Origin of the sequence: Pseudomonas sp. GM41(2012) (assembly GCF_000282315.2) — a bacterium.
Taxonomy (GTDB): Bacteria; Pseudomonadota; Gammaproteobacteria; order Pseudomonadales; family Pseudomonadaceae; genus Aquipseudomonas.
This window is the reverse complement of record NZ_AKJN02000006.1, coordinates 539,303-563,872: the sequence shown is the minus strand read 5'-3', so window position 1 is coordinate 563,872 and position 24,570 is coordinate 539,303. Positions and strand designations below refer to the sequence as shown.

22 protein-coding genes are annotated in these 24,570 nt (G+C 58.6%); 14 read left to right on the top strand and 8 right to left on the bottom strand.

Translation table 11 applies throughout. From position 1 onward, the window contains the following. Positions 1-14 precede the first annotated feature (14 nt). From PMI27_RS23015 to PMI27_RS23025, 3 genes are all read right to left on the bottom strand, one after another. Positions 15-491 carry a (2Fe-2S)-binding protein gene (locus PMI27_RS23015; protein ID WP_008149902.1) on the bottom strand — a complete coding sequence of 159 codons (477 nt, stop codon included), beginning with the start codon at positions 489-491 and terminating at the stop codon, positions 15-17. Positions 492-652: 161 nt separating this feature from the next. Beyond that, entirely contained in the window at positions 653-1,135 is a 483-nt protein-coding gene (locus PMI27_RS23020; RefSeq protein WP_050595021.1) for a MarR family winged helix-turn-helix transcriptional regulator, read from the bottom strand. A gap of 164 nt (positions 1,136-1,299) precedes the next feature. Further along, the gene (locus PMI27_RS23025) at positions 1,300-2,352 is read right to left on the bottom strand and encodes a 2,5-dihydroxypyridine 5,6-dioxygenase (RefSeq protein WP_008149897.1); all 1,053 of its coding nucleotides are present in this window, start codon (positions 2,350-2,352) and stop codon (positions 1,300-1,302) included. Positions 2,353-2,663: 311 nt separating this feature from the next. Between PMI27_RS23025 and PMI27_RS23030 the strand changes: the two genes are divergently transcribed. The 7 genes from PMI27_RS23030 to PMI27_RS23060 all read left to right on the top strand — a co-directional run bounded on the left by PMI27_RS23030 (position 2,664) and on the right by PMI27_RS23060 (position 9,384). After that, complete coding sequence (locus PMI27_RS23030) at positions 2,664-3,812, top strand: FAD-dependent monooxygenase (RefSeq protein WP_008149895.1); 1,149 nt, start codon at positions 2,664-2,666, stop codon at positions 3,810-3,812. Then, on the top strand, positions 3,809-4,615 hold the full coding sequence (locus PMI27_RS23035) for an alpha/beta fold hydrolase (protein ID WP_008149893.1): 807 nt from the start codon (positions 3,809-3,811) through the stop codon (positions 4,613-4,615). Before PMI27_RS23030 ends, PMI27_RS23035 begins: the two co-directional genes overlap by 4 nt. Before the next feature lie 18 nt (positions 4,616-4,633). Then, positions 4,634-5,386 (top strand): maleate cis-trans isomerase family protein, encoded by a 753-nt coding sequence (locus tag PMI27_RS23040; RefSeq protein ID WP_008149891.1) that lies wholly within the window; start codon positions 4,634-4,636, stop codon positions 5,384-5,386. Between the two features lie 12 nt (positions 5,387-5,398). Beyond that, a complete protein-coding gene (locus PMI27_RS23045) occupies positions 5,399-6,031 on the top strand; it encodes an N-carbamoylsarcosine amidohydrolase (protein ID WP_008149889.1) in 633 nt (210 codons plus the stop codon). Positions 6,032-6,271: 240 nt separating this feature from the next. After that, positions 6,272-7,582: an MFS transporter gene (locus tag PMI27_RS23050; RefSeq protein ID WP_008149886.1), complete on the top strand. Its 1,311-nt coding sequence runs from the start codon at positions 6,272-6,274 to the stop codon at positions 7,580-7,582. Positions 7,583-7,694: 112 nt separating this feature from the next. Further along, on the top strand, positions 7,695-8,774 hold the full coding sequence (locus PMI27_RS23055) for a nucleoside hydrolase (protein WP_008155236.1): 1,080 nt from the start codon (positions 7,695-7,697) through the stop codon (positions 8,772-8,774). Between the two features lie 136 nt (positions 8,775-8,910). Further along, positions 8,911-9,384 carry an LEA type 2 family protein gene (locus PMI27_RS23060; RefSeq protein WP_008155233.1) on the top strand — a complete coding sequence of 158 codons (474 nt, stop codon included), beginning with the start codon at positions 8,911-8,913 and terminating at the stop codon, positions 9,382-9,384. A 129-nt stretch (positions 9,385-9,513) separates the two neighbouring features. On the opposite strand, the gene PMI27_RS23065 is transcribed toward PMI27_RS23060, so the two are convergent. Beyond that, a complete protein-coding gene (locus tag PMI27_RS23065; protein WP_008155232.1) occupies positions 9,514-10,437 on the bottom strand; it encodes a carbon-nitrogen hydrolase family protein in 924 nt (307 codons plus the stop codon). Between the two features lie 85 nt (positions 10,438-10,522). Between PMI27_RS23065 and PMI27_RS23070 the strand changes: the two genes are divergently transcribed. Beyond that, positions 10,523-11,437: a LysR family transcriptional regulator gene (locus PMI27_RS23070; RefSeq protein ID WP_008155230.1), complete on the top strand. Its 915-nt coding sequence runs from the start codon at positions 10,523-10,525 to the stop codon at positions 11,435-11,437. Positions 11,438-11,540: 103 nt separating this feature from the next. On the opposite strand, the gene PMI27_RS23075 is transcribed toward PMI27_RS23070, so the two are convergent. After that, positions 11,541-11,792, bottom strand: a complete 252-nt coding sequence (locus PMI27_RS23075; RefSeq protein WP_008155229.1) for a hypothetical protein — start codon at positions 11,790-11,792, stop codon at positions 11,541-11,543. 165 nt (positions 11,793-11,957) lie between these two features. On the opposite strand from PMI27_RS23075, the gene PMI27_RS23080 reads away from it, so the two are divergent. Then, a complete protein-coding gene (locus PMI27_RS23080; RefSeq protein WP_008155227.1) occupies positions 11,958-12,275 on the top strand; it encodes a DUF883 family protein in 318 nt (105 codons plus the stop codon). 94 nt (positions 12,276-12,369) lie between these two features. On the opposite strand, the gene PMI27_RS23085 is transcribed toward PMI27_RS23080, so the two are convergent. Then, positions 12,370-13,410, bottom strand: coding sequence for an Ldh family oxidoreductase (locus PMI27_RS23085; protein WP_008155225.1), 1,041 nt, complete (start codon positions 13,408-13,410; stop codon positions 12,370-12,372). Between the two features lie 230 nt (positions 13,411-13,640). Between PMI27_RS23085 and PMI27_RS23090 the strand changes: the two genes are divergently transcribed. Beyond that, positions 13,641-18,440, top strand: a complete 4,800-nt coding sequence (locus PMI27_RS23090) for a dermonecrotic toxin domain-containing protein (protein WP_008155223.1) — start codon at positions 13,641-13,643, stop codon at positions 18,438-18,440. Positions 18,441-18,537: 97 nt separating this feature from the next. Beyond that, positions 18,538-19,542: a FecR family protein gene (locus PMI27_RS23095; RefSeq protein ID WP_008155222.1), complete on the top strand. Its 1,005-nt coding sequence runs from the start codon at positions 18,538-18,540 to the stop codon at positions 19,540-19,542. Positions 19,543-19,599: 57 nt separating this feature from the next. On the opposite strand, the gene pvdQ is transcribed toward PMI27_RS23095, so the two are convergent. Further along, a complete protein-coding gene (gene pvdQ / locus PMI27_RS23100; protein WP_008155220.1) occupies positions 19,600-21,945 on the bottom strand; it encodes a bifunctional acylase PvdQ in 2,346 nt (781 codons plus the stop codon). 244 nt (positions 21,946-22,189) lie between these two features. Here pvdQ and PMI27_RS23105 point away from each other — a divergent pair, with 244 nt between their 5' ends. Continuing rightward, positions 22,190-22,561, top strand: a complete 372-nt coding sequence (locus tag PMI27_RS23105; protein WP_008155218.1) for a hypothetical protein — start codon at positions 22,190-22,192, stop codon at positions 22,559-22,561. Between the two features lie 19 nt (positions 22,562-22,580). Here the strand turns inward: PMI27_RS23105 and PMI27_RS23110 are convergent, their stop codons facing one another. Beyond that, complete coding sequence (locus PMI27_RS23110; protein ID WP_008024801.1) at positions 22,581-22,769, bottom strand: hypothetical protein; 189 nt, start codon at positions 22,767-22,769, stop codon at positions 22,581-22,583. Between the two features lie 151 nt (positions 22,770-22,920). Between PMI27_RS23110 and PMI27_RS31845 the strand changes: the two genes are divergently transcribed. Together PMI27_RS31845 and PMI27_RS23115 are read left to right on the top strand one after the other, a co-directional pair. Further along, positions 22,921-23,058 (top strand): hypothetical protein, encoded by a 138-nt coding sequence (locus PMI27_RS31845; RefSeq protein ID WP_008155215.1) that lies wholly within the window; start codon positions 22,921-22,923, stop codon positions 23,056-23,058. Positions 23,059-23,307: 249 nt separating this feature from the next. Continuing rightward, entirely contained in the window at positions 23,308-24,549 is a 1,242-nt protein-coding gene (locus tag PMI27_RS23115) for an MdfA family multidrug efflux MFS transporter (RefSeq protein WP_008155213.1), read from the top strand. The last annotated feature ends 21 nt before the right edge of the window (positions 24,550-24,570 follow it).

Genomic DNA, 24,570 nt, shown 5'->3' with positions numbered 1-24,570 from the left:
TCATCGATCCACGTTCAAGGCGTTTGACGGGCGGCACGCAGCACCGCGCGGAGGATTTCGATATGGGTGCCGCAACGGCAGAGGTTGGCCGAGAGTTCGTTGCGGATCTGGGTTTCGCTGGGGTGCGGGATTCGGTCGAGCAAGGCTTTGGCGGTCATGATCATGCCGTTGAGGCAGTAGCCGCATTGCGCCGCCTGTTCGTCGATAAAGGCTTGCTGCACCGGGTGCGGATCGGCTCGGGTGCCGAGCCCTTCGAGAGTGACGATCTGCCGGTCCACGGCGCCGGCCAGCGGAAACACGCAAGAGCGCGCCGCCACGCCATCGATGATCACCGTGCACGCGCCGCACTCGCCCAGGCCACAACCGTACTTGGGGCCGTTGAGTTGCAGATCATTGCGCAGGATCAGCAATAACGGCGTATCCGCCATCGCGGTGACGGTGGTGGTGTGGCCGTTGACCTCAAGCGCTACCGTGATTTCCTGGCTTGTCATTCGCTTCGCCCGCTTCAGTTGATGAAGTATCCACTACACCAAAAGGTCGAAGAAAAGGTCGCGGGCCAACATCAGTTTGTGGCGTCGCGACACACTCGAGTGGTGAAGTGGTTACTACATGAAAAGAGAGCAAAAACGATGCCAGAGACTTGATGCGTTGATCAGTCCTGTGGGTCGTCGATCATTTTGCGCAGCAAAAACAGCACGGCAACCCGCTCTGCGGGGTTGAGGTTACTCATGGTCAGCTCAGTGATTTTCCCGGCACAGGGCACCGTTTGCTGCACCAGTTGATCGCCGGCTTCGGACAACCCGACAATGACTTTTCGTCGGTCCTGCGGGTCGGGTTCAAGGGTGATCAGTTCCCGGGCCTTGAGCCGCTCGACGATGCCGCGAATGGTTGCCTGGTCCACGGCTGTGGCTTTGACCAGTTCAGTCAGCGAACTGGGGCCGTGATCACGCACGGCGCACAGGGTGACGAACTGCACCGCGGTGAGCTGGGAGTCGCCGACGTTCTGCTGAAAAATCGCCATGTGCCGTTGATAGGCCTTGCGCAGCAAATGCCCGACTTGTTCGGAGAAAACGTAGGAAGAATCAGGAGTTTCAGGCACGGCAGACTCGAAAGACGATGTGTAGTGGGAAGGCATGATGGACAGGTTGGCGGGTGGACTCAAGAGCGGTTTGGGCAAACACCTTAACCGCTTTTCGTAGGAGCAAGGCTTGCCCGCGATGGCGCACTTGAGCTCGCTATCGCGGGCAAGCCTTGCTCCTACAGGTTTCAGCGTTTCAGCAAACACATACACAGTTGATTTCAGCGAACCCGCGAAGCCTCAGGTGCCACCACGTCCCCGCCGATCACCACCGCCTGGTCATCCAGGTACACATCGCAATGGCGCAGTGGAATATCCAGGTGGCACGGGGTTTTGCGGGTGCCGCCAACTTCGGTATTCGGTCCGGTGGAGAACAGGAAGTTGCCGTAGAACGCCCGGGCATCCATGCACATGCCATCGTTTTTGTCGTGCAGGCCCATGGCAGTCCACTGCGCCCGTGACTGCAATCCCCAGCCAATGTGGGAAATACCGTAGACCTCTGGATCGTTGAAGTACTTCATGTAGTCACGCAGGTATTCGGCCTCGAAACCGCCGTGGATCGAGGTGATGAAGCCCTTCTCGATTTCCAGGGTGATTTTCTCCCGTGTGTAGTTCTTGAACGGCAGCACAATGTCGCCGACATCCAGCACCAGCACGCCCTCAGCCGTTTCTTCGTTGGGCCAGGAGAACAGAAAACCGCTGGGCCAGTGATCCCAGCGCCCCGGCTCATCAGCGAAGCCGTACTCGGTGACTGAAGGATATTGCCCCAGCGCGGCGCGGAAATCGCTGCCGGCCTTTGATTTGACGTGTATCGAGCGCGCTTGCTTGAGCAGCGTTTCCGCCGCCATCACTCGCACCTTATCGGCCTCGGTCGGCAGCATCCGCGCGAGGACTTCCGGCGGTTCGACGGCCAATAGAATTCGCGTGCCGGTCTTGAGGATCTGCTCCTGCTCCGGTGAGTGCAGCAGCATCATCGTGTCGACGATCAAGTCCGCCGCTTCCAGCGCCCGCTGCGCCGCGATGTTGCCGGTCAGCGCGGTATCGCCGCAGTAGGCCGTCATGTCATTGCCCATGGCCGTCGGATGGTTGAAAGAAGGCAACTCCACCGCGTAGACCTTGGCCCCCAGCCGCTGCGCCGCATCCATCGCGGCGCGCACGGTGCGCGGGTTCGAATAATGGCTCTTGAGCACGGCGACGCTCTGGGTCGGGTCGACTTTCGACAGCTTCAACACGTGCTCGAACATCTGGGTCAATTCGCAATCGCTTACCGGCATTTCCTGTCTCCTCGATCGTTTGTTGTGCACCAAGTCGAAGCGCGCCGCCTCACTCCAGTGCATTTTTATAGCGTATACGCCACTTATTAGTGATAAGACCCTAAAAGAAGACTGACTGCAAGCGTCAGACCACAACGTTACCAACCCACACAAATTCAATATTTACGGGTTACATTTGGTGACTACAGACAAATAACCCTGAAAATTATTTTTTCCAAACGGACCTTTCTTTTTAAATTTTATAGCGTATACACTTTAAAAACCTTGCGGCGACACCGCCAGCGACCATTCGAAGAAGAGGAACAAGCCCCATGGCAAGAACACAAAAAATCGCCATCGTCGGTGCAGGTCTGGGCGGTGCCGCCGCTGCGACGCTGCTGCAACAAGCCGGGTTCGAGGTGGACATCTACGAACAGGCACCCGAGTTCTCCCGCCTCGGCGCCGGGATTCACATGGGCCCCAACATCATGAAAATCTTCCGGCGCATGGGCATCGAGCAACAGCTCGATCTGATGGGCTCACATCCGGATCACTGGTTCAGCCGTGACGGTTTGAGTGGCGATTACCTGTCACGCATCCCATTGGGAGATTTCGCTCGCAAGGAATACGGCGCGTCCTACATCACCGTGCACCGCGGCGACCTGCACGCCCTGCAGATGTCGACGATCAAACCCGGCACCGTGCACTTCAACAAACGCCTGGAAACCCTGGAAGAAACCGACAGCCAGGTACGCCTGACCTTCAGTGACGGCGAAGTGACCTACGCCGACATCGTCATCGGCGCCGATGGCATCAATTCGAAGATCCGTGAAGAGTTGCTCGGCGCGGAAAAACCGCTGTACAGCGGGTGGGTGGCGCATCGCGCGTTGATCCGTGGCGATCAACTGGCCAAATACGATTTGAAGTTCGAAGACTGCATCAAGTGGTGGACCGAGGACCGACACATGATGGTCTACTACACCACCGGCAAGCGCGACGAGTACTACTACGTCACCGGCGTGCCGCATCCGGAATGGGATTTCCAGGGCGCGTTCGTCGACAGCAGCCGCGAAGAAATGTTTGAGGCGTTCCAGGGGTATCACCCGACGGTCCAGGCGCTGATCGAATCCACCGAAAGCGTCACCAAATGGCCCTTGCGCAACCGCAACCCGTTGCCGCTGTGGAGCCGTGGGCGACTGGTGTTGCTGGGTGACGCGTGCCACCCGATGAAGCCGCACATGGCACAGGGCGCCGGCATGGCCATCGAAGACGCCGCGATGCTGACGCGTTGCCTGCAGGAAACCGGGCTCGGCGATTACCGCACCGCGTTCGAACTCTATGAAGCCAATCGCAAGGAACGCGCCTCCCGCGTGCAGTCCGTGTCCAACGCCAACACCTGGCTGCGCACTCAGGAAGATCCGGCCTGGGTTTATGGCTATGACCTGTACGCCCAGCCGTTGAAATCGGGGGTGGCCGCGTGAGTACGTTCATCCATGGCGGCAACGTCCAGGCCAACGGCATTCGCCAGCACTACCTGCGCTATGGCGGTAAAGGTCCGGCGCTGATTCTGATTCCCGGCATCACCAGCCCGGCGATCACCTGGGGGTTTGTCGCGGAGCGCTTAGGCGAGCATTTCGACACTTACGTGCTGGACGTTCGCGGTCGCGGCCTCTCCTCAACCGGGCCCGAGCTGGACTACAGCGCTGACGCCTGCGCCGACGACATCGGCGCTTTCGCCAAAGCCATGAAGCTGAACAGCTACAACCTGGTCGGCCACTCCATGGGCGCCCGTTTTGCCGTGCGCAGCGCGGTGCGGCATCCGGCCGGGGTTAACCGTTTGGTGCTGATCGATCCACCGGTGTCCGGCCCTGGCCGGCGCGAGTATCCGAGCAAACTGCCGTGGTATGTCGATTCGATTCGCCAGTCGTTGAGCGGGATGAATGCCGAGGCCATGCGCGCTTTCTGCGCCACCTGGTCCGAGGAACAATTGCAACTGCGCGCCGAATGGCTGCACACCTGCTACGAACCAGCAATCGTGCGGGCCTTCAACGATTTCCACGACGTGGACTTCCATCAGGACCTGCCGAAACTCCAGGCCCCGGCGTTACTGATGATCGCCGGCCGAGGTGGTGTTATTCAGCCCGAGGACGAAGCGGAAATCCTCGACCTGCAACCGAACATTCGCAGTGTCCACGTCGAAAACGCCGGACACATGATTCCCTGGGATGACCTCGAAGGCTTCTTCAGTGCCTTCGGTGATTTCCTTGGCCCACGCCTGAACTAATCGAATCCGGAGACTTTTATGCTCACGCCTTACCGCATCGGCCAGATTGTGCCGAGCTCCAACACCACCATGGAAACCGAGATCCCGGCGATGCTCACCGCGCGTCAGTTGATCCGCCCGGAACGCTTCACCTTTCACTCCAGCCGCATGCGCATGAAGCAAGTGCGCAAGGAAGAGCTGGCGGCGATGGACGGCGAATCCGACCGCTGCGCCGTGGAGTTGTCCGACGCCAAGGTCGACGTATTGGGTTACGCGTGCTTGGTGGCGATCATGGCCATGGGTCTGGGTTATCACCGCAAATCCGAGCAGCGGCTGCGCAAGGCCACTGCCGATAACGACGGCAACGCGCCGGTCATTACCAGCGCCGGCGCCTTGATCGAAGGCCTGAAAGTGCTGGGCGCCAAACGCATCGCTATCGTCGCGCCGTACATGAAACCGCTGACCGAACTGGTGGTGGATTACATACGCGCAGAAGGCTTCGAAGTCGTGGACTGGCGCGCACTGGAAATTCCCGACAACCTTGCCGTGGCCCGTCACGATCCGGCGAATCTGCCGGGCATCGTAGCCGGCATGAACCTGGAAGGCGTCGACGTGATTGTGCTTTCGGCCTGCGTGCAGATGCAGTCATTGCCGGTGGTGGCGCAGGTCGAAGCGCAAACCGGAAAACCCGTGCTCACCGCCGCCATTGCCACCACCTACGCCATGCTCAAGGCCCTGGACCTGGAACCGATTGTTCCCGGTGCAGGCGCCCTGCTCTCCGGCGCCTATTAAGAGGTCAGCGACATGAGCGAACAAACCGCCAACGACAACTACCAGGGCGTGTGGGGCCAGCGCATCGGTTTCGGCCAGAAAGCCGCATTGCTGATGATCGATTTCATGCGTGGCTACACCACTGAAGGGGCGCCGCTGTTCGCACCCGGCGTGGTCAGTGCCGTGGCCGAAAGCGTTGAACTGTTGGCCAGCGCCCGTCGTCAGGGCATCCCGGTGGTGCACACCAATATCCGCTACCATCCCGGCCATTTCGCCGACGGTGGCATCTGGGTTAAAAAAGCCCCGGTGATGAAAGATATGGTCGAGGGCAACCCCTTGGCGGCGTTTTGCGAAGAGGTACTACCCCAGAAGGATGAAGTGGTGATCAGCAAGCAGTACGCCAGTGCCTTTTTCGGCAGCAGCCTGGCCTCGATGCTGCACGCCCAAGGCATCGACACCGTGGTGCTGGCCGGTTGCTCAACCAGCGGCTGCATTCGGGCGACAGCGGTGGACGCCGTGCAACACGGTTTTCGCACCATCGTCGTGCGCGAATGCGTCGGCGACCGGCATCCGGCGCCCCATGAAGCCAACCTGTTCGACATCGACAGCAAGTACGGCGATGTCGTCAGCAAGCAGGAGGCCATCGCGCACTTCGAGAAATGCTGATGCGTACCACAAGAACCGCGCCATAGAGCGCAGGTCTTGGTAAAAAACTGAGGAGCAAACCTTGTAGGAGCAAGGCTTGCCCGCGATGGCGATTTCAAGGATGCCATCGCGAGCAAGCTTTGCTCCTACAGATGGGCCCTCAGTCTTCTGACACTGCCTTTGGACGCCGCTTTCAGCGCGCCAGAGCGCTGGAAAAAAGCGGCTGTATAAAAACCATAAGTCACCGCCAGGAGACACCCAATGCCCATTGCGAATGCAACACCTGCGACCACGGTCGCCGACCCGATTCAAGCGCTTTACCACAAGATCACCTGGAAGCTGATCCCTTTCCTGTGCTTCTGCTACCTGGCCGCGTACCTCGACCGGATCAATATCGGCTTCGCCAAACTGCAGATGCTCGATCAACTGCACTTCAGCGAAACCGCCTTCGGCCTCGGAGCCGGCCTGTTTTTTGTCGGCTACATCCTGTTCGAGGTGCCGAGCAACCTGGTGCTGGAGAAAGTCGGCGCCAAGATCTGGATCGCCCGCATCATGATCACCTGGGGCCTGCTGTCGGCCTGCACCATGCTCGTGACGTCCACCACTCAGTTCTACATCCTGCGCTTCTTGCTCGGCGCCGCCGAAGCAGGCTTTCTGCCAGGCGTTCTGTATTACCTGACGACCTGGTTTCCGACCTATCGACGCGGCCGCATCATTGCGTTGTTCATGATCGGCCTGCCGCTGTCCAGCGTGATTGGCGGCCCGCTGTCTGGCTGGGTCATGGGTTATTTCGATAACTTTGGCGGCCTGCATGGCTGGCAATGGCTGTTCCTCATTGAAGCGGTACCGAGTGTCATGCTCGGCGTGCTGACCTTCTGGGCCCTGCCCAACAACTATCGCCAGGCCAAATGGCTCAACGACGATGAAAAAAACCTGCTGGAGCAAGAACTGCGCGCCGATGAGGCCAGTGGCGGGGACAGCAAACACAGTTTTCGCGACGGCTTCTTCAACCTGAAGGTCTGGATGCTCGGCGGGATCGACTTCTCGATCCTGCTGAGTGCCTATGCCATGGGTTTCTGGATGCCGACCTTCATCCGCAATGCCGGCATCATCGACACCTTTCACATCGGCGTACTCACGGCGCTGCCGAGCATCGCCGCGTTGTTGGGCATGCTGTTGATCGGCGCCAGCTCCGACAAACACCGCGAACGTCGCTGGCACATCATCGTGCCGTTTTTGGTGGGCGCCGCCGCCATGGCCAGTGCGCCGTTCTTCGTCCACAACGTGGTGGCGACCGTAGCGCTGTTCGCCATCGCGTCGGCGGCGATCATCGGTGCGGTGCCGGTGTTCTTCAGTCTGCCGGCGACCTTTCTCAAAGGCACCGCGGCGGCCACCGGCTTCGCTCTCGCCTGCTCGTTGGCGAACATCGCCGGGCTGGTCAGCAACTCGCTGATGGGAGTCGCCATCGACGTCACCGGCAGCAGCGCCGGCGCGCTGTGGTTCTTTGCCGGCTGCCTGATCCTCAGCAGCTTTCTGGTGATCGCCTTGCCGGCCAAACTGGTCAACCGCTGATCCCCACCGCTTTTGTAGGAGCACGGCTTGCCGGCGATGGCGATCTCAAGGACGCCTTCGCCGGCAAGCCGTGCTCCTACGGGTGTTCATTCAAATTATCAGGTGAGTTCCCATGCAAGGTTTGATCAAACGCTGTGCCCTGCTTGTCGCTGCCGGCCTCTGCGCCGGTTCCCTGCAAGCGGCGGAAAAAGTCATCTTCGACACCGACTTCAACGTGCTCAACGATGACGGCCAGGCCTTCATCATGCTCGCCCAACTCCACGCCCAGAAACGCATCGACCTGCTCGGCATGACCCTGGTCAGCGGCAATGCCTGGGTTGACCAGGAACAGGTGGATGCCCTCAAGGCGGTAGAGCGCATGGGCGTGGAAAAGGACGTCGGCGTGTATTCCGGGGCGGCCTACCCGTTGCTTCATGACTTCGCCACCTACCCACAGGAAAAAGCCCTGTTCGGAGCCGGCTGGCCGGGTGCTTTCAAGGCGCCGCGTCCGACTTCCGCCGCGCAACTGATCGCTCCGCCGGATGGCCTGGCGACCCACACTTCATTACGCAAGGAAACCGCCGCCCAGTTCATCGTCGACAGCGTGCGCGCCAATCCTCATGAGGTGACATTGCTGGCGGTCGGCCCGCTGACCAACATCGCCCTGGCCATTCGCACCGCCCCCGACATCGTGCCGTTGATCAAGCGCATCGTGTACATGGGCGGGGCCATCGAGATTCCTGGCAACACCACACCAGCCGCCGAATTCAACTGGTGGTTCGACCCCGAGGCGGCGAAGATCGTCCTGCGCTCACCCATCGAACACGTCATTTTTCCCAACGACGTGTGCGAAAAGGTCACCTTCGATGCCTCGATCTACCAGCGCGTCATCGCCCGGCCGGGACCGATTGCCGATCTGTACACACACGAATTCGCTCCGTTGTTCAGCAAAGACCCCGGCTATCACAGTTTTACCTGGGACAGCCTGCCAGCCCTGTTTCTGGTCGAGCCGGGCATCGTCACCGAATCCCGCGAGCTGTGGGTCGATGTCAATGCCCAGTTCGGTGCCGACTACGGTCGTGCCCTCGGTTACAAGAAAAGTCCACCCGTGGGCACGCAAAAAGCCAAGGTGGTGTTTGCCATCGACCAGAAGCAGTTCTGGGATGATTATGTGAAGCTCGTGACCTTGCCGACGCCGGTCAAAGGCAGCTGATGCCGCGCCGTTCATGAAGAAGTGACAGCATGCGGCGAACACCTCACAGTGAGCGTGGTCGCACAGGTGAACCGCTGAACGCTGCTCAAGGGACGAGCCGTCAGCGGTTCGGTCCCTTTTCTGTCGAGAACCCTTCATGCGCAGACTCCTCGCTTTATCCCTCTCGTTGCTATTGCTCTCCCTGAGCGCCTGCGCCCTGCTGCCCAATCGTGATCCACTGAACATCGATGTCGTCGGCATCGAGCCGTTGCAAAGCCAGGACATGGAAGTACGCTTCGCCGTGAAAATACGCGTGCAAAATCCCAACGAAACCGCCATCAATTACAACGGCGTGGCCCTGGATCTGGAAGTCAACGGCCAGCCACTTGCCACCGGTGTCAGCGATCAATCGGGCTCGATTGCACGTTTTTCCGAAACCGTGCTGACCGTGCCGGTGAGTGTTTCGGCGTTCTCCGTGCTGCGCCAGACCCTGGGCCTGAGCAAAACCCAAACCCTCGACAACCTGCCCTACGTCCTGCGCGGCAAACTCGCGGGCGGCGTGTTCGGCACCCTGCGTTTCGTGGACACTGGCAAACTCAGCCTGCCAACGTCGACGACCGGCACCTGGTAAGGGCAAGCCTGCTCCGACAAGCGACACCCATCAACTGTGGGAGCGAGCCTGCTCGCGATGACGGCGGTACATTCAACACATTAGTTGCCTGGCCCACCGCTATCGCGAGCAGGCTCGCTCCCACAGTAGTTATGTATTGAAACGGACGCCGGGTTTGGCCCGCTCATCTACGGTTAGCTCAAACACGTCCGGGCGCGCGTAGTGCCCGACCACGTCGTAGTCGTAACGGGCGCGGATCAGGTCATCGGTGTCGATTTCTGCGGTGAGCAAACCGGCGCTGTCACGCAGCGGTCCTGCCAGAATGTCGCCCATCGGCCCGACGATCACGCTACCACCGGCAATCAATGGGCGGTCCGCCGGCCAGTTGGCAACCTCCACGCCCAAGGCGTGCGGCGAATCCTGAACCTGACAGGCGCTGACCACAAAGCAGCGTCCTTCATGGGCGATATGGCGCATGCTGACCTGCCACATTTCCCGCTCATCCACCGTTGGCGCGCACCAGACCTCCACGCCTTTGGCGTACATCGCGGTGCGCAGCAGCGGCATCATGTTTTCCCAGCAAATCACCGCGCCGATCCGCCCGACCTGACTGTCGATCACCGGCAACGTCGAGCCATCGCCTTTGCCCCAGATCAACCGTTCGGTGCCGGTGGGCATCAGTTTGCGGTGCTTGGCGACCAGCCCGGCCTGCGGATCGAAATACAACGCAGTGCAGAACAAGGTGCTGCCGGCACGTTCGATGACACCGATCACCAGATTGGCGCCGGTGCGCGCTGACAGCCCGGCCAACGCTTCGGTTTCCGCGCCGGGCACGTCGATCGCATTCGCAAAGTACCGGGCAAAGGCTTCACGCCCTTCCGGCAGGCGATAACCCAGCTGAGTGCCAAAGCCCTCGCCTTTGGGGTAACCGCCGAGCAACGCTTCGGGCATGACCACCAGCGCCGCGCCGGATTCGATAATCGCGTTTTCCCAAGAAAGGATCTGTTCCAGGGTCTCGGCCTTGCCACCGGGCAAGGCGCCGATTTGCAGTGCAGCAACGATTGACTTGGGCATCGCAGTAACTCCGAAAGCAATGAGGTGTTGCTCATTCTCCGGCGCCACCGGATCATGAATAAAGCCCCGTTTGCTGCTGAATGATATGAACCAAATGAATATCGCCACCGTCGATCTCAACCTGCTGAAAGTCTTCGAAGCGCTCCACGAGGAGTCCAGCGCCAGCCGGGCTGCGTTGCGTCTGGGCGTGACGCAATCGGCGGTCAGCGCGGCACTGCGAAGGCTTCGCGAAGTGTATGGCGATCAGCTGTTCGTGCGCACCGGCCGCGGACTCGCGCCCACGCTCAAGGCCAACCAGTTGAAACCGGTGGTCAGCGATGCCTTGAACAAATGCCGGCAGAGCCTGGCGATGGTCGATCCGGCCGCCCACCATTACGACGGGCGCTCGGTGACCGTGGGTATGTCCGATGATTTCGAAATCGCTTATGGCCGCCGGCTGATCGAAGAAATCGCCCGCGTCGCGCCGAAGCTGCGGCTGATCTTTCGCCAGACCCACAGTCAGATCGTCGCGCAAGCGTTGATGGAACGCAGCATCGATCTGGCGATTACCGCCGGTGGGTTTGCCGAGCGCTTGCTCAGCCGTCAGGTGCTGGGAGAAGGCGGCTATCTGTGCCTGGCGGACCCGCTCAGCCTGGCCGAGGGACAACAGACCCTCAGCCTGGATGAGTTCGTCGCCCGCGAGCACATTCTGGTGTCGTCAGGTGGCTTTATCGGGATCACCGATGAGGGGCTGGCGGCGCTGGGGTTGACTCGGCGGGTATGCGCTTCGACCACACACTTTGCCGCGTTGCCGCACTTGCTCAAGGGCAGTCAGGCCGTGGCGACCATTCCGGCCCATGCGGCCCAAAGCATTGCCGCGCTCAGCGGACTGGCACTGCTGCCCTGCCCTCTGGCGTTGCCGCGATACCCGATCGAACTGGGTTGGCGCACCAGTACACAGCTCGATCCAGTGGTGTTGAAAGTACGGGAAGCGATTGTCGCGAGCTTCGCGAGCGCGTAGGAGCTGCCGAAGGCCGCGATCTTTTGATCTTGTTTTAAAAAAGCAAAATCAAAAGATCGCGGCCTTCGGCAGCTCCTACGCGGGAGTAGTGTCAGGTAGAAATTTATTTAGCAGCCATCAGGCGATTGACTTCGCTGCGCACCATGTTCGCAAATTCCGGGGGCGACATGCCGTCAAGTTCGGCGCGGACCCACTCGGCCCATTTGCCTTTGCGCTTGGCGCGTTCACCGAACAACCGCGCGGCTTCGCCCTTGGATTTGCCCAGGTTGCTTTGCCATAGATCAAACAGACGGGATTTCTCATCTTCCAGCGCAGCGCGCTCGGCAAGGGGTTTGTCGGCCAGATTGAAGCTCATGGGAGTTACCTGCTGCGTAAAATAGGCGACATCTTACACTGTAGGAAGAAATGTCCGACTCAGGATTTTTCGTCAAGGTTGGGTCAACGCGAAAATTCACTGCAACTTTTTCGCTGACGACAGACTCCACTGTTCACTGTCCATTTATCTGCAAGGAGTACTTCAATGGCCCGCAAAACCCGCGCACAAATCGCCGAAGATCAAATCAAGGATCAGGCCTTCAGCGAACTTCAGGCTCTGATCGAAGAGTCGGAGAAGCTGCTCAAAAGCAGTGCCTCACTCGTGGGTGAGGAAGCGGACACACTTCGTGGGCAAATCGCCCAGAAACTTCAACAGGCTCGGGACTCCGTCACCCGCGTTCGTGACCGGACCAAACCGGCGGTCGAAGCCACTGAAACCTACATCGGTGGTCATCCGTGGCAAACCGTGGCGATCTCTGCCGGTTTCGGCCTGGTAGTCGGGTTGTTGCTGGGTCGGCGTTAAGCGACCCTGTTTTAATCAGTACCCAGCAAAAAGGCGAGCACGCAGCTCGCCTTTTTCATGCCCGGCTTTTATGCAGACTGAGAGTATGCAGGGCTCAGAGCCCGGCCAGTTCCCGCAGATCCGCCAACGTCTGAGCATCGAGCTTAATGCCTTCGGTACTGGACTTGGCCCGTTGCTGGTGACGTCGATCCCCCGGCAAACGCTTGAGCCCCACACCGTGCATCTGCCGGACCAGTTCCTGACTGCGCTCGGCAAAACTCTGCCCAGCCGCCTTGCTCGGGTCGATCACGATCAGCAGTTGGCCCGTCCACGGCGTCTTGGCCCCCGGATGGTTCGACCAATCGAACTCGAAGGAAAAATTGCCGCCGGTCAACGCCGCCGCCAACAGCTCGACCATCATCGACAGCGCCGAACCTTTATGGCCGCCAAACGGCAGCAACGCGCCGCCCTCAAGAATCGCTTTCGGGTCCTGGGTCGGCTGGCCGAGACCGTCCACCCCCATGCCTGGCGGCAAACGCTCGCCCTTGCGCGCGGCGATCTGCACATCGCCATGGGCAATGGCGCTGGTCGCCAGGTCGAAGACAATCGGATCGCCGTCAGCCCGAGGAGCGGCGAAAGCAATCGGGTTGGTCCCGAACAGTGGACGATCGGCACCGTGCGGCACCACGCAGGTCATGCTGTTGACCACGCTCAGCGCCACCAGGCCTTCATAGGCGAAGGGCTCGACATCCGGCCACAAGGCGGCGAAATGGTGGGAGTTACGAATCGCCAGCACCGCAATGCCGGCACTGCGGGCTTTTTCCACCAACAAACCGCGTGCTGCGGCGAGGGCCGGTTGGGCGAAACCATTGCCGGCGTCGACCCGGACAAAGCCTGAAGCCACGTCCTCGACCACCGGCACGGCCTGGCCATTGACCCAGCCGCTCTGGAGCGTCGACACGTAACCGGGAATGCGGAACACGCCATGGCTATGGGCGCCATCGCGTTCGGCGCCGGCGCAGTTGAGGGCCAGTGTCCTGGCGACATCGGCGGAGGTGCCATGGCGCTGAAAAATCTGCTCAAGCAAAAGAACGAGCGCGTCGAAATCGAGCGTTTGAGTGTTCGAACTGACGGCCACTTCGGGCGTTGCGGTCATCTGAAGCTCCAGTTTTATTATTGAGTACGGGCAACAGGGTGAAACGGGTTGCAGGGCAACCCAAAACAGTTGTCGATTAAGCGCTGTTCTACCGGCGTCCTGTCAAGTCTCGACAGCCTGTTCGCATCAAGCAATATGTACCGCACCCGAGCCTTCCATTGACCGTACTGTTTTTCCTCAATCCAACAGCCTGCGATTACCCGCCGATCGCAGCACATCGAGGAAAACCCATGTCTGCTCCCCCACTGCCGTATTTTTTCGACGAGGCCGTACTTGCCTCCCAAGCCGAACAGCCCGGTGAACGCGAAAAGGCACTGTCCTTCACGCTTGATGACCTGCAGTGGTTGAATGCTGTTTATCTGGCGACGCATGCAGCCCGTATCGCCAATAGCGAGCCCATGCACGTTGACCAGCTGCTTTTAAGCGTACCTGATGCGCCAGGCATCCCCCTGGCCGGCGCTTTTGCCATGAGCCGGCCCAACGACGGAGAAGTCACGCTCTACACGCCGTGGAAAGGCCTGATCAAATTCGCGGACATGAAGGGCCTCAAAAGCAAACTAAAGGAATGGTTGGCACAGGCCGCTGGAAAGCGTGAGCTACTGCGCTTTCTCTCCATCGAACAACGCAGCGCTTTACCCACCGCCACTGCGCCAGACATTGCCACGCAAACAATCGACGGTGCGGTGTTCCGAGACCAGGAGCTCACCCTCGAGCGCAATCAGGCTCAGAACATCAAGACGATGATGGGTGAGCTGGTCAAGCTGCCAACGCTGCAATCGATGCTGGACGAAACCCTCAAGAACGCGCTGCATAAACCGTTCCCCAAACTGGACCAACGCCTTACCCGACTGGATAGCTTCGTCATCGACAGCGATGACCAACAATTGCTTTCCTCGCATTCACTGAGCGATACCCTGCTGCATTACTACCTGACCAACCAGTGGCCGACTGGCGATTCCAGAGTCTTTTCCAATCCCCGACACAGTGTGAGCAGCGACGCCGATACCCAGGCCTGGGAAAGCGCAATCAAAGAGATCGCGCAAAGTTTTACCCCTCACTTGCAAGGCCTGCTCAAGACGTTCTGGAACACATCGATGAGCAACGGGCAGTCCCGCAGGGAGCTATTTGCCGGGGGTTTGCGCGATACCTTTCACGTGAAGCTCCTGCTACAGCGTCAGCAAGGTGTTCTAACGACACAGGAATACCTGCGACTGATGAATCTCAGCCTCGAACCTGACGCCAACGATCCTCTTCGTAGCGAAAAAGTACGTATCACCGCCCCCTTCAAGCCATACGTCGAGCTCGCCTCGACCGTGATGATCGGCAGCAGCGACACGCTGGGTTTTCTGTACACCCCGTCCAGAGGCATCGAGGCAACGAGCGACCTGCCCGCCGTCAGGAAAATCGTTGCGCAGATGTTGATAAGCCAAGGGCATGAAGACACGCTGCTCAACTTCATGTCCCTGGACGAACGCACTACGTTTCTTTCAATGAAGCCGGATGAACAAGTGATTGTCGGTGAACCAATCATCGGCCCGGTGTTTGAACAGTTGATGACCGACATCCTTGGCAAGCAGCGAGAGAATCTGTCCCATGCGCTGAGCCATTGCCGTGAAAGCGATGGCACACAGGATCCCCGTGCCTTGTTCGACAAGGCACTGGATGTCCGGGGCCTGATCGACGATCGACTGCTGGCGGCCGATGCCAAAGAACGCTGGAGTACACACGCAGACCGCCGCCTGAGCGCGCAACCAGACACCGTTCGTGGAGAGTCGGCCAAAGAGCATCTGACCCTTCTCTCCACCGCCAAGCTGCCGCTCGACCTATTCCTCGAACACCAGCCGGTCATTCCCGCGACCACCCGCACGATTGCCGAAGTGCAGCGTATCGTCAATTTATCACTCGGGAGCCTGCAATCGCGTTTCACCCGAACCCTGTCAACGGCATTGCACAGTGAATTGAAGCTGCACACCATCATGCGCACCCTGGGTGCGACGGAACAGGCGATCATCAAAACCGTGCTTGATACCCCGGTACGCTTGCAGCGAGCTGCATTGAGCGGTTTTTTGCCGGACGTATTTTCCTTGGCGCTGAAGGCAGGCGACGCTACGGCCCCGTTGAAGCTGGCCAGTTGTTTTGTGCTGACTGAACGTGGAGGCCTGGACCCGAAGCATTCGGGCAAGGCGATTTTGTGGACGCCAGCGTCGGGATTTGAAGCCTTCAGGGCATTGACTCCGTTGCTGACCGAGCTGGATCGACGCCTCAAGGACATCGATGTTCGCACCACCCTTCTGGAGAACCTTGGACGTAGCGAGAGAGTGGCTGGGCGGATTTACACCCTGGCACCGCTGCAGCGAATAGATGGGCATTTTCTCGATCACGTGCAAAAGTCCTATGTCCAGCTGGATCAGGCGTGCGTCATCCGTGCGCTGGTCACGAAGCTTCCCGCGACGCCCTTGGCCAGTCTCCTGAAGCTGGTGGCGTTACGCCAACCGATGACCGGATTAGACCGCGCGACAGACATTGCCCAATCCCTGATCACTCAGCAAAAACTGCCGGCATGGCTGGCCAAGGCGTCCATTCAAGACCAGATATTGCATGCGGAATTGCTTCAGCAATACCTCAACAACGTTACCGACGACCAGGACTACCTCACAGGCATACGCTCCCTGGCGCGCACGGCGCACGATGCACTTGAAAAACAACTCAAGGCAGATACGTTCGACATCGATCCGGATAAGGTCCAGATCCTGATCAGCGCACGCTCGAGGTCTGCGGCCAGCACCCAGACCCTGACCGACTTTGCACTGACCCACTTCAAGGATCTGGACAAAACCCATTTCACGCTGGTGTCGCTTGATAACACCGTGATTCCCCAGGACATGGACCAAAGCTACATCAGAGACCTGATACGAAACTTGAAGCTGGGCGAACATCAGCAGAAAACATTGAACGAAGCCTTTGCAGATACCCAAGCGAACGCAACGGACCGCAAGAAGCGGTTTTACACGCAGTTACCCTGGCAACTGATGCATTACGCCCACACGGAAAAACTGCAGGAGCGCCTGAGCGAGACGGGGTTTGATCTGATACGCCAAGTCATGGACATGCCTGACGCTATCGCCCGCGCGGCAGTCGACGGTGCCCACGCAATCATCCGTCCACTTGAGTTCCTGGGTATCAAGAACGGGCAAACGATCAAAGTACCAGGCGTCTATCTGATCGGTTCGTCGGCCGATAGCGCAGCGCCACAGGTCCTTCTCGCGCCTCACAGTCCCAGGCACGGGGTGAAAGAATACGAGAATGAAACACAACTGCTGACTGAACTGAAGACCCGCGGCGGTCTGCTCGACTGGGTACTCATGAACCTCTCGCAGCCTGAACGAATACTGCTTGAACTCAGGATGGCGACCTCCAATAGCCGCCCCCCCGAAGTGACGCTGGCGTCCAATCCGATCAAGGGGAATCTGTTCGGACACTTGTTCAAAGACAACGCCGAGTTGTTAGCCCGACTGCTCGGTTGTCAGTCCGATGACAACAAGCAGAGTGAATGGGCAACCCTCAAGCATGTGCTGGGTGAAGATTTTCAGGAGGCATTTACGTTCTTGACGGGCAAGCTTGCCTACCCGATCACGGTGTGGCGCAGTTACCAAGACATCAAGCAGTCCGCCGAGGACCTTCAAACGCACAAATGGGGAGCAGCGATAAAGGAATTTATCAGCGGCATTGCACAACTCGCCACGTTGCGACTATCGCTGCAAGCGCAACCCTCTTCTACGCCAGGTACACCTGCGCCTGAAACGCCCGATACCCGCTTCAAATGGCAGAACGTTGCCATTACAGCCCCCGAACGTACGCAGTTGAAGCGTCATGAAAGCATCGACGTCGATCTGAATTCGCTCACATTAAACTCAAGTCTTGGGCTCTATACCCATCCGACGACAAAAAAAACCTATGCACCGGTTGAAGGAAAGGTCTATCCGGTCGCAAAGCTCGGCACTCACTGGCGCATCGCCGACACACACACTCGCGGTCCTCGGCTGAGTCAGAACGTGTCGAAACAATGGGTTCTGGACAGGCAAGCGCCAGCACCCCGGTTCAGCATCGGCAATCGGTTGCGCACCGCCTATTCGGTTTGGGAGGGCATGAACGTCGATGCCAATGGCATGCCCGAAATCCGCCGACTGTTTCCGCAAAAGGCTCGTCAGATTGACGAAGCGCTGGACCTGGCAACCACCTATGCCTGGAACTGCTTTCAAAACCTGCAATTGCTGAAGTCTTCCGACAACACAGTTACCCCCGTGCATCAACTCATCATGGATTTTATTGACGTACCGCAAGTGCAGTCCGCGCATGTGGGGCAGCTTGAAAAAGTCTTGGGCGACATTTTTGCGGCCTTGCTGGACCCCTCACTCAGAAAGCCGAAGAGCAGTCGTTTTGCAATCGGCAGGCTGGTCAGTGGAGCGGCATCTTCATTCGCTTTCACCGTTCCAACGGATGCAAAGCAGAAAATTTATCTGGCGGAAAAGTTCTTCGACCCCGGTTTCGATATTTACCGCCCACATCTTAGCGACCCAGCCTTCCCTATCAACACGCATGCCCGAGCAGTAACCCTTATTCATGAGCTTTCCCATATCGTCTGCAAATCCGAAGACATTGCTTACTTCGATCCCGTCAGACCATTTCCCCATCTGATTGAAACGACCAGCGCAACCGCCAGTGACCTCAAGGACGCGTTGATCACCCTTCAGGACACCGCACTCTCGATCAAGACACCCCTGACTCAGCTGTTCATGACCGAAGATCCTGATACCGGTGTATGGGAGGATCCGGGCAGCACTTCATATGAAAATACTGATCGGGTAAAAGCGCATTTATTGACCTTGACCGGCGGAGAAAACCTGAGCGCTGCCCGCAAAATTTTCAAGAGAGACCCACTGGTCAGACTCAAGGTGCAACTCGGTAACGCCGACAGCGTTGCATGGCTCATCAGCCATATGGGGCGCCAACTGCATACCACTACCCCGTGAATCGAAAAATAAGTGCCCGTTTGATGGGTAAATGCCATGACCGTTGTTCTCGCAGACTTCCCCTCAAGGTTAGAATGCAGGAAATCAGGATGAGTCAATGACCGACAACCCTCTCTCGCAAGCCGAATACGACGCTGTCACCGATGCCGCTGCGCATTGGTGCATGCGTCTGCACGCCAACGATTGCACCGCTGAAGAGCGGCTGGCATTCGAGCAATGGCATGACGCTCATCCGCTTCACGCGTTCGAGTACGAGGCCATGCTGGAGATCTGGGATGTCGCGGGGGACCTGCCACGACCAGAAACTTTCGTGGCCCCGATGGTCCGCGCCAAACCTGCTACGCCTTGGCGCACCTTCGGTATCGCCGCCGCGGTTTGCGCCATGGCATTGCCGCTGGCGGCCTATAGCGGCTGGAACCTGGGCTGGCTACCCAATTCCTACCAACATTTCGAGGCGAACGACAATGTCCGCCAGGTCACCCTGAGCGATGGCAGTCAGGTGGAACTGAACCTGGGCAGTGAGCTGACGTTCAGCAACTACAAGGATCAACGTCGGATCACGCTGAAAAAAGGCGAAGCCTTCTTCAGCGTCAGCCATGACACTGAACACCCCTTCATTGTCAAAGCGGCCGAAGGCAGGATTCGAGTCACCGGAACCAAATTCAACGTCTGGATGTATGAAGATCAGGTCCGGGTGAACCTGATAGAAGGTTCGGTGCTGGTGAGCAGTAATGACGCCGTTGCGGGTGACGGTTTGCACCTCGAGCCAGCAATGCAGGCGAGCTATAGACGCGGCGACTTCACTCCCCGGATCAGTCAGACCTACGACAATGAAAACTCACTGGCCTGGCGCAGCGGAAAACTGGTGCTCGATGACCTGGCGCTGACCGACGCATTGCCATTGATCAATCGCTACTTGAGCAAACCGGTGATGGTGGCCGACCACAGTACCGGCTCGATTCGCATCGGCGGCATCTACAACATCAAAGAGCTCAACAACCTGGTGGCTTCCCTGCCCAAGGTATTGCCGGTCTACCTGACCCGCAACAAGGATGGCAATCCGGTCCTCAACTCCATTCCGCAACAAGCCCCGAAAAGCTGAAGGCCGCGACCCTTTGCGGGGTGCGGCCTTCATTTCCCGGTTCAAATATCTTCAGCGTTACTCTGCGGCCACCTTCCCGGCTTTTTTATCCTGTTCGCGGATCGTCTGAACCTGGTACTGCGGATCGGACGTGATCTGCTGTTCGGTGAACGGCAACACACTCAACTGCTTCCTGGAAAATGCCACGGTCTGATCTCTGGAGTACCTGGAGGCCGGGTCACTGGAGAGCGAGAATGCCAGCAGCCCCTGGGCCTGCGGCCCCTTGTCATCGAAGGTCACCACCTGCAAATAGCTGGTACCGCTGACGACCTCGAGTTTACCGTCGGTTCTCGGCACGCTCTGAATGGCGTTATAAATTCCAAGAGAGCCAGGTCCACCGTGAATCGGCGTCTGCTGGCCGCCGCTGCTGACGACCTGGATATCACCCCAGCGGCTATCGGCCGTAAGCCCCATCTTGTTGATCTGCGCGACCGACGCCAGCATCGCTTCGCGAACCGCCTTTGCGACGTCCACGCGATCCACTGCCAGGCCACGCGGCGTGTGTTGCGGGTCTTTCGGATCGAACGCCACACGCCACAGATCAGGCGTTTCCTCTAGCGACGCCATGACATTCTGGAAATGCACAAACCCCAGACCACTGTCCAGATTCGCACTGCGATCCCAGGCCTTGAGACTGGCACACAGCGGCGTGAGCGCTGGCGCATCGGTCCCCGGTGCCGCCGTACAGAACTGCAGCAGGTCCGGCATCACTTGTGCCGCCTGATACACCTGATCGTCCATCACCATGTGTTGCAGATCCGTCGCGGCTATCGGGCCGGCCTTGTTCAACGTGTTCAGGCGATCCAGCGCAAAACGCGAGCGCAGCCCCAATGGCTGGCCATCCTGGCTGATCAGGGGCGAAAAACCGGTAAGCGGTTGCGCCGGGTTGGCCATCCAGGCCGAATCGTTGGAGTGCTGCACAAAATCCTTGCGCAACAGCTGCGGCAACTTGTCTGCCGCAAAAATGCCTTTTTGTGCAGCCGTCGGGTCGATGTCCCAGGCACACTCGCTGTTGGAACCGTCGAGGACGATCATCTGCAACCCGGCCCGCGGATCACTGCACCGGGCCAGTTTGTCGGCACTGACGTTCGGCACGACCGAGAGGTTCATGTACAGCGTCTGCCCCTGATCATCCGTCGCCAGGGTGTTGACCCACGGGATCCCCTGGATCTTGTGCACCGAGGCCTGAAAGTCCTTGAGGCTGACCGCGCGGTTCATTGCATACCACTGCTGCAAGACCCGGTCGTTATCCAGATTCGCGTCGCGCAAGCTGTAGGCGAACTGGTTGTCCCAGTCGAGCTTTCCGGGCCATTGCACGATCGGACCGAACTGCGAACTGTAGACCACATGAGAAACCGGTCTGGTCTGGCCATCCGGTTGTTTCACGTTCACGGTCAGGGTCTGTTTCTTCATTGGCAATGACTTGCCGTCGAGCAGATAACGGGTCGAATCCTTGGGATCGAGTTGCAGGCGATACAAGGTGAAATGCTTGGACGAGTCCACAGTGTGGGTCCACGCCAGGTGCTGGTTGAAACCGATGTTGATCATCGGCAGCCCCGGCAGCGCCGCGCCCATGACGTCCAGCTTGCCGGGAATGGTCAGGTGCATTTGATAGAAACGCATCCCGCCGACCCAAGGGAAATGCGGATTGGCCAGCAACATTCCCCGGCCATTGAACGAACGTTCACTGCCGACCGCCACGGCGTTGCTGCCGCGGTCCAGGGCAAACCGTTGCATGCGCGAGGCAGCCACCTGGAACGACAAGGGATCGCCTGCCACCTGAGTAACGGCCTTGGGTGGCGTCGCGCCGGCCAGGGCTTCGGCAAACTGCCCTACTCCGCCTTCGACCAGCAGGCGTCGCGTCAACTTGACCAGGTCCTGGGCGGTAATCTCGCGTACCCAGTCGCCCTGACACTGCTGCGGTAAACCCTGCGCCCGACGCTCTGTCAGCGAACGGTTAAAGCCCGACACATACCCTTCGATGAGATCGCGCACTGCCGGGGTTTGCGCCTGCCAGAAACCCTCGACGGCCTGTGGCGTGTTCAGCCAATTGAAAAACAGATCGCTGACCAGGTTTTCGCGTTCTTCGACCGTGAACTGATCCGGGCCGAAATAGCGTGAACGTTCGCCGTTCACAGTAGTGATCTCATTGGCCAGCAGGCACAGGTTGTCCTGAGCGTAGGCGTAACCAATGCCATAACCGAGCCCGCGCTCGTTGTCGGCACGGATATGCGGCACGCCGAAACTGGTCCGGCGAATGTCGGCGCTCGCCTGCTCCGGCTGACTGCGTGCGTTTGCCGCAAGACTCAAGCCCACCAACACGCCTGCAAGGCTCAACCGGGTTAACTGCCTGGAAATAATCACGCTCGCTCCTGATCGAAAAGACAAACACCCTGCGTCATACACGCACAGCGCCTTCCCCTAGGAACGAAACAAAGGACAAAAATTTAGGCTGTGAAAGGCGCTTTTCACGGGCATCTCACAGGCCGCTGACGTGATGGCGACAAAATTTCTACATTCGGGGCTTCATTATTCGCCTTGCTCATACGTCTTATTGAGTGAGAGCACCCATCACATTTCCTGGCCGGCTCGGAAAAGGAGTTTTTGCATGTACAACTCGCAACTGCCAACGGACGGTAGCAATGCGCCAAAGGGCTCTGCCATGGGCTCAGGTGTTTTCAGTCAGCGCAACGAGCGCAATGGCAACGAGCGGATCAGGCTGCTGCTCAAAAGCTATGGTCTGCGAACCAGTCTGATCCGCCTCAAAGTCATCGACGCCTTGCTGACCGCCGCCGAAAGCGACCGTAGCCTTGGCGTGCGCGGCGTGCACAGCCACTTGCTGGACCTGGATATCCCCCTGTCCTTTCTCAGTGTGCGGGAAGTGTTGAAACGCTTGTGCAGCGAGGGCGTTATCACGCTCAATCCGGACAAAAGCTACAGCCTGCATCCGCACGCCGCAGCCATGCTCCATCGCGAGTGATCCGCTCAAGGTGCGTCGCTCAGGGTTTGACCTTGCGGCGCATCACGCCATTGATCACCACTACGATCACCGCCACACCGATGGCGATGTACTGAAACAGCTTCTCGCTGATGACGCCTGCGTTTTGCAGATACGAAAGGCCGAACATGATCCCCAACACCACGAGGGAGATCAGAATCGAGTATTTCAAACGTTGCGACTGAGTCATTGCGAGTTCCTGAACCTGAAAAAATGTATCCGGTTTGTATCCAAATGCATACCAAGACCCTACCTTTCTCCGGGGATGGGACGCTACAAACGGGGTCTCATGTTACAGCCGATCAATAGATTTGGCTTTATTGCCCCATGAGGATTTTGAAATGTTCCGTCGAATCACTCTGCTGATTCCCCTGCTCGCTCTCCTGACCCTGAGCGGCTGCATCGTTTTCCCCCACGGTGGCTGGCACGGCGGTCACCATTACGACCGTGGCGGGCCGGGGTATTACCAGCATCGATAACGTGAGTAATTGAACCTTCATTCGTAAGCTAAATACCCCATCCGATAACTGCTAAATAAATGCCCGCCCTGTCGCGGGCATTTTTCGTACGTGCATATTTACCTTTTCCTACTCATCGAATATCGAAACATAACGAAAACTATTGAAACCTTGAGTCTCAATAGTTGATTGGAGCTATTCATATTCAATGTTTAGTCTCGGCGCACTGCAATAAACCGTTATTAAACTTCGAGCAAGAACAGGGATGCCATGCACAATCCTTTAATCAACATCAGCCCCCGCCATCTACTGGGCTTTTGCCTTGCAATCACAATGTTCGAACTTCTGACGTATATGGCCAGCGACATGATCATGCCGGCCATGTTGACCGTCACCCATCAACTAGATGCCAGTCCTGATCATGTCCCCTACGCTTTCAATCTTTATCTGGCCGGCGGCATTCTTCTGCAATGGCTTATTGGCCCGCTGTCCGATCATTTCGGCCGTCGCCGGATGTTGCTCATCGGTTGTGCGGTATTTGCCCTGGCCTGTGCCGCCGCGTTCAACGTGCAAAGCATTTATGCGTTCAACGGCTTGCGACTGATTCAGGGCATGGGGTTGGGGTTTGTCATCGCGGTCAGCTACCCGGCCCTGCAAGAAGTTTTCTGCGAAGCCGACGCGGTCAAAATCATGGCGTTGCTGGGGAACGTCGCGCTGCTCTCCCCGCTTCTGGGACCGTTGCTCGGCAGTCTGCTGCTGGAATGGTTGTCCTGGCGGGAGCTGTTTTTGCTGTTGAGTCTCGGCGGCGTGATGGTCTGGCTCGGGCTTTACCTGTTCATGCCGGAAACCGTGGGCACCCTGCGCCACGACGGTCAGCGACTGGAAGCCGTACGCTTTGAATGGCACGGCACCGTGCGCCGCTATATCGCGTTGCTGACTAACCCGCGATTCCTGTGCGCCGCAGTCGCGCTGGGCGTGATGAGCCTGCCGTTGATTGCCTGGATCGGGTTGGCGCCGCTCTTGCTGATCCACAACCAGGGGCTTTCAACGCTGCACTATAGCCTGTGGCAAATCCCGGTGTTCGCGGCCGTCATTCTCGGCAATCTGATCCTCAACCGACTGATTGCCAACGTTGAACTGCCACAGCTGATTCGCTACGCGCTTTGGCCGTTTTGCGGCGGGCTCATCGCGTTAGTCGCCGTCAGCGTCTATGGCGCTTCGACAGTCGTGCTGATCAGTTGCCTGGCGCTTTACGCCGTGGGGCTTGGCATGAGCAATGCCGCGCTGTACCGCCTTGCGCTGTTTGCCAGCGACGACAGTAAAGGCCTGGTCTCGGCCATGATCGGCATGATCTCGATCGCCGTCATGGGCGGCGGCGGCTCGCTTGTTGCGGCCGCCGGCGCCGGTGACAGCCACGAATCCTTCGCCCTGATGGCGGGCCTTGCGGGGCTTCTGAGCCTCGCGCCCCTACGCCTGTTTCTGCGGCGTTCTCACATCGCGCTTGCCGTTTGACACCACACAGTAGGTCTTTTG